This window comes from uncultured Lacinutrix sp. (assembly GCF_947500325.1).
Classification (GTDB): Bacteria; Bacteroidota; Bacteroidia; order Flavobacteriales; family Flavobacteriaceae; genus Lacinutrix.
The window spans coordinates 109474-122187 of the sequence record NZ_CANMRQ010000005.1; the positions used below are offsets into that span (position 1 = coordinate 109474).

At 29.8% G+C, this 12714-nt stretch carries 15 protein-coding genes; 6 read left to right on the forward strand and 9 right to left on the reverse strand.

Translation table 11 applies throughout. The features are described 5' to 3' along the window. Window positions 1-23: 23 nt before the first annotated feature. From Q0997_RS08475 to Q0997_RS08485, 3 genes are all read right to left on the reverse strand, one after another. Window positions 24-1139, reverse strand: coding sequence for a hypothetical protein (locus tag Q0997_RS08475; protein WP_299887389.1), 1116 nt, complete (start codon window positions 1137-1139; stop codon window positions 24-26). A gap of 89 nt (window positions 1140-1228) precedes the next feature. After that, window positions 1229-1933, reverse strand: a complete 705-nt coding sequence (locus Q0997_RS08480) for a hypothetical protein (protein ID WP_299887391.1) — start codon at window positions 1931-1933, stop codon at window positions 1229-1231. A gap of 10 nt (window positions 1934-1943) precedes the next feature. Beyond that, on the reverse strand, window positions 1944-2369 hold the full coding sequence (locus Q0997_RS08485; RefSeq protein ID WP_299887393.1) for a MarR family winged helix-turn-helix transcriptional regulator: 426 nt from the start codon (window positions 2367-2369) through the stop codon (window positions 1944-1946). Between the two features lie 86 nt (window positions 2370-2455). Between Q0997_RS08485 and Q0997_RS08490 the strand changes: the two genes are divergently transcribed. From Q0997_RS08490 to Q0997_RS08500, 3 genes are all read left to right on the forward strand, one after another. After that, window positions 2456-3031 (forward strand): non-canonical purine NTP diphosphatase, encoded by a 576-nt coding sequence (locus tag Q0997_RS08490; protein ID WP_299887395.1) that lies wholly within the window; start codon window positions 2456-2458, stop codon window positions 3029-3031. A 194-nt stretch (window positions 3032-3225) separates the two neighbouring features. Continuing rightward, complete coding sequence (locus Q0997_RS08495) at window positions 3226-5088, forward strand: DEAD/DEAH box helicase (protein WP_299887397.1); 1863 nt, start codon at window positions 3226-3228, stop codon at window positions 5086-5088. Window positions 5089-5179: 91 nt separating this feature from the next. Further along, a complete protein-coding gene (locus Q0997_RS08500; protein WP_299887399.1) occupies window positions 5180-5977 on the forward strand; it encodes a carboxypeptidase-like regulatory domain-containing protein in 798 nt (265 codons plus the stop codon). Here the strand turns inward: Q0997_RS08500 and Q0997_RS08505 are convergent, their stop codons facing one another. Genes Q0997_RS08505 through Q0997_RS08515 form a run of 3 tightly spaced genes read right to left on the reverse strand, consistent with a single transcriptional unit; the run spans window position 5978 to window position 7577 of the window. After that, window positions 5978-6355: a VOC family protein gene (locus Q0997_RS08505; RefSeq protein WP_299887401.1), complete on the reverse strand. Its 378-nt coding sequence runs from the start codon at window positions 6353-6355 to the stop codon at window positions 5978-5980. A 5-nt stretch (window positions 6356-6360) separates the two neighbouring features. Further along, window positions 6361-6885, reverse strand: coding sequence for an SRPBCC family protein (locus Q0997_RS08510; RefSeq protein WP_299887403.1), 525 nt, complete (start codon window positions 6883-6885; stop codon window positions 6361-6363). A 32-nt stretch (window positions 6886-6917) separates the two neighbouring features. Then, a complete protein-coding gene (locus Q0997_RS08515; RefSeq protein WP_299887404.1) occupies window positions 6918-7577 on the reverse strand; it encodes an RNA methyltransferase in 660 nt (219 codons plus the stop codon). 31 nt (window positions 7578-7608) lie between these two features. Here Q0997_RS08515 and Q0997_RS08520 point away from each other — a divergent pair, with 31 nt between their 5' ends. Continuing rightward, on the forward strand, window positions 7609-8280 hold the full coding sequence (locus Q0997_RS08520; RefSeq protein ID WP_299887406.1) for an NAD-dependent deacylase: 672 nt from the start codon (window positions 7609-7611) through the stop codon (window positions 8278-8280). A 194-nt stretch (window positions 8281-8474) separates the two neighbouring features. Beyond that, window positions 8475-9419 carry a DUF4421 family protein gene (locus tag Q0997_RS08525; RefSeq protein ID WP_299887408.1) on the forward strand — a complete coding sequence of 315 codons (945 nt, stop codon included), beginning with the start codon at window positions 8475-8477 and terminating at the stop codon, window positions 9417-9419. 17 nt (window positions 9420-9436) lie between these two features. Here the strand turns inward: Q0997_RS08525 and Q0997_RS08530 are convergent, their stop codons facing one another. The 3 genes from Q0997_RS08530 to Q0997_RS08540 all read right to left on the reverse strand — a co-directional run bounded on the left by Q0997_RS08530 (window position 9437) and on the right by Q0997_RS08540 (window position 11997). Then, entirely contained in the window at window positions 9437-9637 is a 201-nt protein-coding gene (locus Q0997_RS08530) for a helix-turn-helix transcriptional regulator (protein WP_299887409.1), read from the reverse strand. Beyond that, a complete protein-coding gene (locus Q0997_RS08535) occupies window positions 9637-10086 on the reverse strand; it encodes a hypothetical protein (RefSeq protein WP_299887411.1) in 450 nt (149 codons plus the stop codon). Before Q0997_RS08535 ends, Q0997_RS08530 begins: the two co-directional genes overlap by 1 nt. A gap of 276 nt (window positions 10087-10362) precedes the next feature. After that, window positions 10363-11997: an ABC-F family ATP-binding cassette domain-containing protein gene (locus Q0997_RS08540; RefSeq protein WP_299887413.1), complete on the reverse strand. Its 1635-nt coding sequence runs from the start codon at window positions 11995-11997 to the stop codon at window positions 10363-10365. A gap of 214 nt (window positions 11998-12211) precedes the next feature. Here Q0997_RS08540 and Q0997_RS08545 point away from each other — a divergent pair, with 214 nt between their 5' ends. Further along, the gene (locus Q0997_RS08545) at window positions 12212-12613 is read left to right on the forward strand and encodes a DUF6326 family protein (RefSeq protein WP_299887415.1); all 402 of its coding nucleotides are present in this window, start codon (window positions 12212-12214) and stop codon (window positions 12611-12613) included. The last annotated feature ends 101 nt before the right edge of the window (window positions 12614-12714 follow it).

Sequence of the window (12714 nt, forward strand, 5' to 3'; positions counted from 1 at the left end):
ACAAATTGGTAACACCACCTATATTATATAGAAATATTTTCTTTAGGGATTTTTAAACGAATTTTACGATCTCGTTTTTCAGACATTTCAAAAAGTGTGCTTTTTAATGGATTTAAGTGATGTTCTGCTGTCCAATTATCTTTTCCAAAGAGCCCATCTAGTAATGCTGTTAGCAATCGTTTTACCTCGTTGTAATCATTAATATCGAATGTTCTATTACCAAGATTAAAGTTTTTAGGTTTGATTTCTAACCAATTATCTTCATCTTCTATTCTACGTTTTGCAAATTTTTCAAAAAGCTCAAATAAAGCAGGTGTTAATTTAACCTTACGAGTTTCTAGGCCAGGAAATCCCTTAAAAAAAACATGATTCACGTATTTACCATTTGGCAATTTACTTTTTTGAAAACGAACTCTTAACTCTTTATAACTAGGAACAATATTTTCAGATAATTCCTTAACCCAACTTAATGCTAAAGCAAAAAATATCATGATTAATGATGTTTTAAAAATAGCAGAGAACAAAGTTAAATTTATTGAGTTTCCAAATAATTTATAGACTTGTGCCACTAATACTATTAGAATACAAACTAGAGACAAAAACGCTAAAGCTTTGAGCCTTCTTTTTAAAAACGACTCCCATAATACATAACCTAAAAAACCTAAAGTAAAAATGGCATAGTATACATCTAACTCATTAATCATGGTAATAACCTTACCAGAAACCATACGACTAAGTGTTGGCAAAATTGAAAAGATAAATGGCAAACCTACAATGTAAATCCAATATTTAGATTTAATAATATGCTCAATAGATTGAGGTAAATATCTAAACCAAGGCAGCGCTAATAAAATAAATAGACTATTTAAAAGCGACCAAACACTTCTCCAACCTTCTATTATAACTACTGAAGCTTCATTTTTTTGTGCAAAATAAATCTCAAATGCTCCTGAAAAACTCCAACAAAGTATTGATAAAGCCAACCAAACTTGTCCAAAATCTTTTTGTTTCTTACCAATATGCCACCAAATAGACATTAATGCTATAAAAGCAAATAAACATACTGCAAATTGCCACCATCCGTAAAATGTTAGTATTTCATTATCAAAGTTTGTTAAAAAATTTATGGTTATGGGCATATATAAACAGTTTCCGTTTCAAATATAATTAAATAGAAAACAATTTATTTTTACTATTTGAAACAAATAAACTCTAATACTAATAAAAACTATATTGTCTTCCTAGTTAATTGTACTATAGATAATACATGTATAAAAACAGCGAAAGGCATTAAGAAAGCAGCAACTAGCAGATATGGATATTTTACCGCTTCCATAGGAATCAATGGTATATTAGCACTATATATTTCGGGTATATAAATACTTGAAACGAATACAAAAATCACAGAAGCTAAAACTAATAATCCTAAGTAATTCCAATAAACAACAAACTTTTTAGATAGCTTATTAAAAGCTAAATAAGCTACAATTGGAGCTGTAAATGCAAAAATCATGTCCATATTGTAGCCTTCTATTGTTACATTTTTATGTAAAATTCCTGCGCTCAAAGAAAACACAAAAATGGTTTCTACCAAAACTCTAAATGTTTGTATGTAGATTAAAGCTTTTGGGTTTATATTTTGAATCCAAGCATTATTTCTGTTTTTATAAATAAAAATAGCTGTAAACAGAAAAGCTGGCAATATTAAAAATATAGGAAATCTAGGAGGTAAATCGTAGGTCTCTAAAACACCTGAAGATGCTACTATAAAAACATAAAGTTGCCATAGTAACAAACCTGTTACTAGCGTTACTTTCTTTTTCTTTACAACTACTTTTTCTGAGAATGTTTTGTTTATAGTTTTAAACCCAATATTGATAATAATAAGAATGATAATAATTGTTAATAAAATATAAGCTGCTTTTAGTAACATTTTCTTTAGTTTAAGTTAGTTTTTGTAGTACCATATTTAAAGCCAATTCACCTTCATCTTCTAATTCTTCTCTAATGTCTTTCATTGCTTTTTCCCAATGCGGAATCACTTGTTCTAATAGTTCTTTTCCTTTAATTGTAGTTTGTAAATCATGAATGTTAAGTTTTGCAACATAACCATTATCAATTAATCGTTTTAAATTTCTATTCACAGACGATTTATCCATATATAACATTTGAGACAATAGTTTTTGTGTAGGATTATTAGCTTTAGTTATAACAAATAATGTACTTAACTGGCTATTTGTAATTCCAAAAGGTTTCAAATATTTTCTAAACACATTACTCACTATCCTATTGCATTTCATCATTTTCATAGAAATGCAAGATCTAGGATTGCAACTTTGAATATTTGGAAATTCATTTATTGTTTTCATACATTCAAATATAACTCAAAAAAGTTGTATATACAACTTTTTTGAGTTTACAATAACTTATTTTTGATTTCGAAAAAAAAGAACTCATGAAAATTGTTTTTGCTACAAATAACTTAAATAAGTTAAAAGAAGTACAAAGTATAGTACCCACTCATATTGAATTATTAAGCCTAAAAGATATAGGTTGTTTTGAAGACGTTCCAGAAACTCAAAATACCATAGAAGGCAATGCTATACAAAAAGCTGAATATGTAAAAGCTCATTATGGTTACGACTGCTTTGCAGATGATACTGGTTTAGAAGTAGAAAGTTTAAATAACGAACCTGGTGTTTATTCTGCACGTTATGCTGGTCCACAAAGAGATGCTAATGACAATATGAATTTACTTTTAGAGAAATTAAAAGAAAAGGAAAATAGAAAAGCACAATTTAAAACTGTTATTGCATTACATTTAAATGAAAAAATAGAAACTTTTACTGGCATTTGTAAAGGCGAAATAACTAAAGATAAACGAGGTGAAAAAGGTTTTGGATACGATCCTATTTTTTCACCAAATAACTATAATGAAACTTTTGCTGAAATGGATTTAGATTTAAAAAATAAGATTGGACATCGTGGTAAAGCTGTACAAGAGTTAGTTGAGTTTCTAAACACCTTATAAGACGCTTTATATCAAATGTTTACAATGCAAATTGAATATCTAATATTTAATTGTACCTTTGCACCTTGAAAAACGCACAAGCGTTTACTACTCCTCAGAGTGAGGATGTGTTACTAGAAGTTTTAGGTTAAGTATGTTCAATGCGCTTCTATATGTAACACCAAATAGAATGACATTGAAATACATAACAAAGAATGAGCACATTCCAAGAATTAGGTCTTAATGATCTATTATTACAAGGTATTACAGATTTAGGTTTTGAAACACCATCTGAAGTACAAGAAAAAGCAATCCCAATTTTATTAAACGAAGAGACAGATTTAGTCGCTTTAGCACAAACAGGAACAGGTAAAACTGCTGCATTTGGTTTCCCTATGCTACAAAAAATTGATGTAGATAGTAGAACTACTCAAGGCCTTATTTTGTCTCCTACTCGTGAGTTATGTTTGCAAATTGCAAACGAAATGAAAGCTTATGGTAAACATCTTAAAGGCTTAAATGTTGTCGCTATATATGGCGGTTCTAGTATTACAGACCAAGCACGTGAAGTAAAACGTGGCGCACAAATTATTGTTGCTACTCCTGGTCGTATGAAAGATATGATTAGTCGTAGATTAGTAGACATCACTAAAATACAATATTCGGTTTTAGATGAAGCAGACGAAATGTTAAACATGGGTTTCAAGGAAGATATCACAGATATTCTTTCTGGTACTCCAGACGATAAAAACACTTGGTTATTCTCTGCTACTATGCCAAAAGAAGTGGCAAGAATCGCAAAGAACTTTATGGTTGAACCACAAGAAATTACGGTTGGACATAAAAACGAAAGTACAAGTAATGTCTCTCATGAATATTATTTAGTAAACGCACGTGATCGCTACCAAGCATTAAAACGATTGGCAGATGCAAATCCTGATATTTTTTCGGTAGTATTTTGTCGTACTAAACGAGATACACAAAAAGTTGCTGAAAATTTAATTGAAGATGGTTACAGCGCAGGAGCTTTACATGGTGATTTAAGTCAAAATCAACGTGATATTGTGATGAAGCAATTTAGAACACGCCAAATACGTATGCTTGTTGCAACAGATGTTGCCGCTCGTGGTATTGATGTAGACGATGTAACTCACGTTATTAACTATCAATTAAGTGATGAAATAGAAACGTATACGCACCGTTCTGGTAGAACAGGTCGTGCTGGTAAAACTGGGGTTTCTATGGTTATTGTTTCTAAAAGTGAGGTTCGTAGATTAAAAAGTATTGAACGTATCATTAATAAGAAATTTGAATTAAAAGAAATTCCTAATGGAATGGAAATTTGCGAAGTACAACTAATGTCTCTTGCAAATAAAATTCATAATACAGAAATTAATCACGAAATAGATAAATACTTAGAAGAGATTAATGGGCTTTTTGAAGACACTTCAAAAGACGAATTAATTAAAAAGTTCTTCTCTGTAGAATTTACAAGATTCTTTAATTACTATCAAAAAGCAAAAGACTTAAATGTTGCAGCTGGAGATCCAAATCGTGAAGGTAGAACCTCTAGCGGAAATGCAGCACGTTACTTTATTAATGTTGGTGAGAAAGATGGTTTCGACTGGATGAAACTAAAAGATTTCTTAAAAGAACAATTAGGTTTAGGTCGTGATGATGTTTTTAAAGTAGATTGTAAAGACACATTCTCTTTCTTTAATACAGAAAAAGAACATCAAGAAAAAGTATTAGCTTTCTTTACAGACTTTAAATATAACGGTCGTTTTGTAAATGTAGAAATCACTGAAGACAAACCTAATCGTGGTGGTCGTGGTCGTGGAAGATCTGGTGGTGGACGACGTAGAGATGGAGATAAAAGACGTGGAGATAGACGCTCTAGTGGAAGAAACAATGAAAGACGAGGAAGACGTAGCGAAGGTTCTAACGATAATAGAGGAGACAGAAGACGCAATAACGATGACAACTCAAAATCTCGTTCTAGAAGAAGCGATGGTGGAGATAGAGATAAGAGTGAGTTTAAAACAACACACTCTAGACCAAGACGCTCTAGACGATAAATTAAACTTTTGTGTTAATTTTTAGTCAAAAAAGAGACTTATAAAAGTACTAAATACAATTTTTAGTACTTTTATAGTTCTTAATAGCAATATGAAATATTTTACAATCTTATTTTTCTTCCTTTTCAGCTTCACTTTTTGCTTTGCACAAGAGAAAGAAAGCAAAGTGGATCCTACTCAAGCTGAAGGTGTTATTATTGATGCTATTACTAATACTCCTTTAGAAAGTGTAAATATTGTAAATATTAATACAGTAATAGGAACCACCACAAATCAAGAGGGTAAGTTTAAAATTAAAGCAAAAGTTAACGATACACTTCACTTATCGTATATAGGTTATAAGTCTATAAAAGTTAGAGTAACTAATGATTGGCTAAAATTTGGTAGTTCTGAAATTACATTAACAGAATTAGCATTAGCACTTGAGGAAGTTGTTGTTAGTGAATTAAAATTAACTGGTTATTTAGAAGTTGATATTAAACAAGTGCAAGTCAACGATAATTTTAGATACAAAATTGCTGGATTAAATACTGGTTATGAAGCCGGTAATAATAAATCTCCAAATAAAATAAGTAAGGTTATAGGCTCTATTTTTAATCCGCTAGACTTTTTATACAATACTTTTGGAAGAAAAGGAAAAGAGCTAAGAAAACTTAAAAAAGTAAAGCAAGATGACGAAGTTAGAGCATTATTAGCGTCACGTTTTGATCGTGAAATGCTTATGGTTTTACTTAACGTTAACAAAGTAGATTTAGAAGAAATTGTTTCTCAATGTAACTATTCTAAAGAGTTTATAAATAGTGCAAACGATCTACAAATGCTAGATGCTATTAGCCAATGCTATGAAGAATACAAAGTTTTAAGTAGAAATAAGAAAAAGCGAATCTAATTAGGCATTAGTATATAAAGAAATTCTATTACCTTCAGAATCTATAAATACTCCCATATAACCAATTTCAGGTGAAATCTGTGTTTTCTCTTGAAGCACTTTCCCTCCATATTTTACAACATTTTTTAAATCTTTAGTAATATCATTTGAATTAAAATATACCATCACTCCTTTTGTTTCGCTTGGTATATATGCTTCATTATAAATTAATGAGCCAGATGCTCCTGGGTTTTTCTCATGCATTGGAAACCATCCCATTAATGTACCTTCAAAATCTTGTACAGTAACATTAATATTAAAAACGGCTTCATAGAATACTTTAGCCCTATCCATATTTAAAACTGGTATTTCAAACCAGCTAACTAAGTTAGCTTCCATAATAATTATTTTTCTAAAACTTGTTTTAACATTGTAAGACCTTCTTCAAAATCTTTCCCTACAGTTTTATCCATATTAAAAAACAGGAAAAACACATTTGATGGTGGTTTACTTTCTCCTTTAAATCCCCATGTCACTTTTGTTTGTCCATCACCAAGATCTTCTACTTTAGTAATAGCATCAGATTGTGATTTCCATGGTTTATAAAAACGTAATTGAGCCTCTATACTTTCGTTTTCTGTAATTCTTATAATCTCTTGTTCTCCAATTCCTACATCTTTATTGCCTTCCCATTTTGCAATGAAACCTACTTCTCCATCTGTACCAATATAATCTTGTTTCATATCTGGATCTTTAAGTTTCCATGGCGACCAATTATCTTGGTTCTTTATAAATTTTAAATACAGAAATACTTCAGCTAAAGGTTTATTAATAACAATACTCCTACTAACATTAAATTCTTTTGGCGCAATTAAAGTTAAAAGAATGAACAGCACTATAATTCCTAAAAAAACATATAAAATAAGCATAATAACGACGATTTTTGTAGACCTAAATATAGTTATTTTTTGCTTTCGTAAAACCGTCCAATAATGTCTTGATAGCTTTTTATTGTCTTTTTACACCAATCAAAACGCTTTTCAAGTGATTCGTTTTCAGTTATTTGCCAAGAAATATCAGTTTTTTTGAGTTTTGTAGTAACATGTTGTAATATAATTGCTGCAGACACAGATATATTTAAACTCTCGGTAAAACCAACCATTGGGATTTTTAAAAACACATCGGCTTCGTCTAAAACTTCTTGAGATAAACCTTCAGTCTCTCTTCCAAAGAAAAAACAAGACTTTTTAGTAACGTCGAAATCATGAAGTTCACAATCATCTGTATGCGGTGTAGTAGCAACAATTTGATAGCCTTTTGACTTTACATCGGTTATACAATCTTTAATAGAATGGTATCTATTTAAATCTACCCATTTTTGAGCTCCCATTGCAATCTCTCTATCAATACGTTTACTATTAATCTCTTCTACAATATTAATTTCCTGTATTCCAAACACATCACAACTACGTATAACTGCACTTGTATTATGTAATTGATAAACATCTTCAGTAGCTACTGTAAAATGTTTTGTTCTTTGTGACAGCACATTATGAAAACGTTCTAGACGATGTTCTGTTAAATAAGTTTCTAAATGCTCTAAGAGTTTAATATCTACCATAGAATTCAAAATTAAAGATTATTTTTAAAGCATGAAACATCTAGTTGTATTAACTGGCGCAGGAATGAGTGCCGAAAGCGGATTAAAAACCTTTAGAGATGCCAATGGCTTGTGGGAAGGACATAATGTTATGGAGGTTGCTTCTCCTGAAGGTTTTTTAAATAATCCAGAATTGGTTTTAGAATTTTATAATCAACGCCGTAAACAGTTATTAGACGTTAAGCCCAATAGCGCACATTTTGATTTAGCAGCTTTAGAAGAACATTATAAGGTAAGTATTGTTACACAAAATGTTGACGATTTACATGAACGTGCAGGAAGCAACACAGTTATTCATTTACATGGTGAATTACTTAAAGCACGAAGTATATTAAAAGAAGAGAATGTGTATTATTGGGATAAAGATTTAAATCTTGGCGATAAAGATAAAAACGGTCATCAACTACGTCCACATATTGTTTGGTTTGGTGAAGCTGTACCAATGATTGATACCGCTATAGACATCTGTAAAAGTGCAGATATTTTAGTTATTATTGGTACTTCTATGCAAGTGTATCCAGCTGCAAGTTTAAAAGATTATGTTCCAGAACATGTACATACATATTTTATTGATCCAAATCCAGCTGTAAATAATTCTACAAAATTAACGGTGATATCTAAAACGGCTACTGAAGGTTTAAAAGATTTAATTAATTTGCTCTAAATCTTTACAAAATTTCGTCAATTCGAGTGAATTTTATGTTGAAATATGTTTTCGATACGATTTTTTATTAAAAATCACTCGAACTGATAATAAATAATAAATATTGGAAATTAAATTTATCAATGAGTAAATTGTACATCTTTACAAAACAACATTTAACTGCTAACTGCGTTAAAATTACAAATGAACAATTAATGAAATACAGTCTCCTACTACTCTTTTTATGTGTTTACTCAAGTCTATATAGTCAAGAAAAAAACAGCCGTTCTATTGTTCAATTTTCAGATAAATTATTGATAAGAGCTAATTTAATTAAACAAAGTGAATCATTTTTAATTAACGACGATGATGAATCTACTATAATTGAAGCTAATAATACTTATAAGATTAAACTCTCAGGGAATTATAAGTTCTTAGGTTTAAGCATTGGATTTTCTCCAAATTCTGGAAATAGCAATTTTAAATCTAAATTTAGAAATGCGCAGCTAAGATTGTTTTATAACCAGTGGTTTCAAACTATAGAATATCGAAAAGTTCAAGGTTTTTATCAAGATGATTTTAATATAGGAGAACCTGTTGCTCAATTTCCCCATTTTAAAACCACAAATTGGACTGGAAGTACTTCTTATATATTTAATCCTGATTTCTCTTTAAAGCATTTGTTATCATTTAACGAATGGCAAGTAATAAGCGAAGGTAGTTTTGTTCCTAGTATAAATTATGGTTCTAATAGATTATCAGACTTTGTTGAAGATGGAAAATACGAACAAAATAATTTTGATATCGCCATAACACCTAGTTATTTTTATACTTGGGTTATTAAAGAACGTTGGTTTATATCATCATCTATTGCGCCAGCATTAGGTGTACGGTTTTCAAAAGAAAAAATAAGTGGTATTGAAACCGAAGATACATTTATTACTAAAGCACTAAACTTAAGTCTACAGTTTGGTTATACTTCAAATGATATAAGTGCTGGAGCCAAATTTAATTTCGATTCTAACGCTGCTAAAGAAAATGTTGAAAGAAACTTTGTGAACGATAAAAGTTATGCAAGCATATACTTTGGTTATCGTTTTAATCCTCCAAGATTTATAGAAAGAACTGCAGACTGGATTGAAGATAAAATTGGCTTATAATTTATACCAAATCTTATTTAATCTTCTTCAGTAAGTGAAAAGAAATCATTTATAGGCTTATTAAATACCTGCGATAATTTTAAAGCTAAAACTGTTGAAGGCACATATCTATTGGCTTCAATAGAATTAATAGTCTGCCTAGAAACACCAATTTTTTTTGCTAATTCATCTTGAGTTATGCTTAAAATAGCACGTTCTACTTTTATAGTATTTTGCATTATCTCATTTTTTTAAGTAACCAATAAAACCAGATTTGAATAAGTAACATAAAAAACAACAATTGAAAATCTCCTAACTGTAAAAAGTCTGCTTTATTTTCCTTACCTATTAAAGTAGCTATTAAATACGTTATATAAGGTTGAACCAAAGCATAAATTACAACAACAACAAATGCCATTTGAAACGCTTGAAGTCTTAATTTCTCTGTTAACTCATCTACTTCTACATCTTGAGAAATTGTTATTAATAACATTCCTGCAATCATTATTTTCTTAACTATATCTCTTAAAATTTCAGGTTCATTATCAATAAATCGCAATGCAATTAATATTGCAAAAGTTGTAAATGTTATAACAATTCCTGTTTTTTTAAAAGCATTAGGTAGTGTTAAATTCTGAAGCTTTTTAAATCGTTTTCTTTCACATTCTGCGATATTCTTTAAAGTCATAATCTCAAATTTTAATTAATAAGTATACTTTACATAAAGTAAAATTTAATTTACATAATGACAAATATACTTTACATTATTGAATTATGCAAATTTTTAGATTTAATAGAAGTAAATGTCAGTTTGAGTGATTTTGTAGCGATAACTATTTAGTACAGAATCTTATCGAGAGTAAATTTTAAGTTAAAACCTTTATTCTCGATACAAATTTTAATCATTGTATTCATATAATTTAATCGAATTGACGGGTTTTGTCAAAATGTATAGCTAGTAGTCTTAATTTAAATCTATAGCCTTTAAACTTTGAATACGATTACGCTCTAAGAAAGCATCAATAGTTTCGAAATGTTCTATAACACGTTGCTCTTTAAATTCGAATACTTTTTGAGATAAACCTTGTAAAAAATCACGATCGTGCGACACTAATATAAGTGTGCCATCGAAACTTAAAAGAGCTTCTTTTAAAACGTCTTTAGATTTTAAATCTAAATGGTTTGTAGGTTCATCAAGAATTAACAAATTTACCGGTTCTAATAATAGTTTCACCATCGCTAACCTTGTTTTTTCTCCACCAGATAATACTGATACTTTTTTATCTATATCATCGCCTTTAAACATAAAACGTCCTAAAATATTTTTAATCTGCGTTCTTACATCTCCTTTAGCAACCTCATCTACTGTTTGAAATATGGTTAAGTCAGGATCTAATAAAGCTGCTTGGTTTTGAGCAAAATAGCCAACTTGAACATTATGACCTAAACCACACTTACCTTCTACTTCTATTTCTCCTAAAATAGATTTTATCATAGTAGATTTACCTTCACCATTTCTTCCTACAAAAGACACTTTCTCTCCTCTAGCAATTGAGAAACTCGCCTTTTCAAAGACAACATGTTCGCCGTAACTTTTAGATAACTCTTCAACTATAACTGGGTAATCACCAGAACGTTGTGCTGGTGGAAATTTTAATTTTAATGCTGCATTATCTACTTCATCAACTTCTATTATCTCTAACTTCTCTAACATACGCTCACGAGAAGCCACTTGGTTTGTTTTAGAAAACGTGCCTTTAAAACGCTCTATAAAGGCCATATTATCTGCAATAAACTTTTGCTGTTCTTGGTATGCTTTTATTTGATGTGTTCTTCGTTCTTCTCTTAATTGTAGGTAATGAGAATAGTTCGCTTTATAATCGTAAATACGTCCCATAGTTACTTCTATAGTACGATTAGTAATATTATCTATAAACGCACGATCATGCGATATAACCATTACTGCATTAGCTTTATTTACTAAAAAATCTTCCAACCAAATCACAGATTCTATATCGATGTGGTTAGTAGGCTCATCTAATAATATCAAATCTGGCTTTTGTAATAAGATTTTGGCTAATTCAATACGCATACGCCAACCTCCAGAAAATTCATTAGTTAATCTAGTAAAATCTGCTTGTTTAAAACCTAATCCTTTTAGAGCTTTTTCTACCTCAGCATCGTAATTAATAGCTTCTATAGCATAGTATTGCTCCCCAAGTTCGCTTACTTTTTCTATAATAGACATGTATTCATTACTCTCGTAATCTGTTCTTGTCTCCAGTTGTTTGTTTAAAGCCTCCATTTCATCACGCATTTTAAAAATGTGCTTAAACGCTTTAGAAGCTTCTTCAAAAACTGTACAATTATCTTCAGTTAATAAATGCTGTGGTAAATAGGCAATTACAGTTTCTTTTGGATAGCTTACTTTTCCTCTAGTTGCTTTTTGTTCTCCAGCAACAATTTTCATCATTGTAGATTTTCCTGCGCCATTTTTACCCATTAAAGCAATTTTATCGTTTGGATTAATAACAAAATTAACTTCGCTAAATAAAGTGGTGCCACTAAATTCTACTGCTAAACCATCTACTGTAATCATATCGTACTTTTTGAAAGCGCGAAATTAAGAAAAAGTCCAATATTCTCCTTTATTAATGTCTTGACTTTATTTAAAATAAATATGACTATATAGATTAGAAATTTTCGCATTATACTATTTTAATTTATTGATGTAATTAAAAGTCAGGCAACCATATTGTCTTCTTTTACGTCTATATAAATAGATAAGCTAAACACCATTTAAATAGAATAAAATGTTAGAAAACCCAAAAGTTAATATCAAAATTAAACTATCAGCGTTATGGACATCTACCATATTTTGCTATCTATATGGAGACTATTTTGAGTTATATGTTCCAGAAAAAGTAAACAGTTTATTAAGTGGTATAAATATATTAGATAGTCCCACAAAATTACTTATTGCTTCAATAGTTTTAGCAATACCTTCAGTAATGGTTGCCTTATCTATTCTTTTAAAACCAAAAATTAATAGATGGTTAAATATTATTTTTGGATTATTATTTACCTTAATGATGTTATTAATTGCCGTCAATTCATTAACGGCTTGGTATAGTTTTTATGTTTTCCTAGCAATTCTAGAAAGTGTTATTACATCATTAATTGTATGGCACGCATGGAAATGGCCAAAAATATAATTAGAAAAATATTTCTTAAAAAAAACACTAATTTCTAAAATACTATTTGCAACTATTTTTATATTAGATTACTTCAATATGTTTATTCAAAAAATCGAACT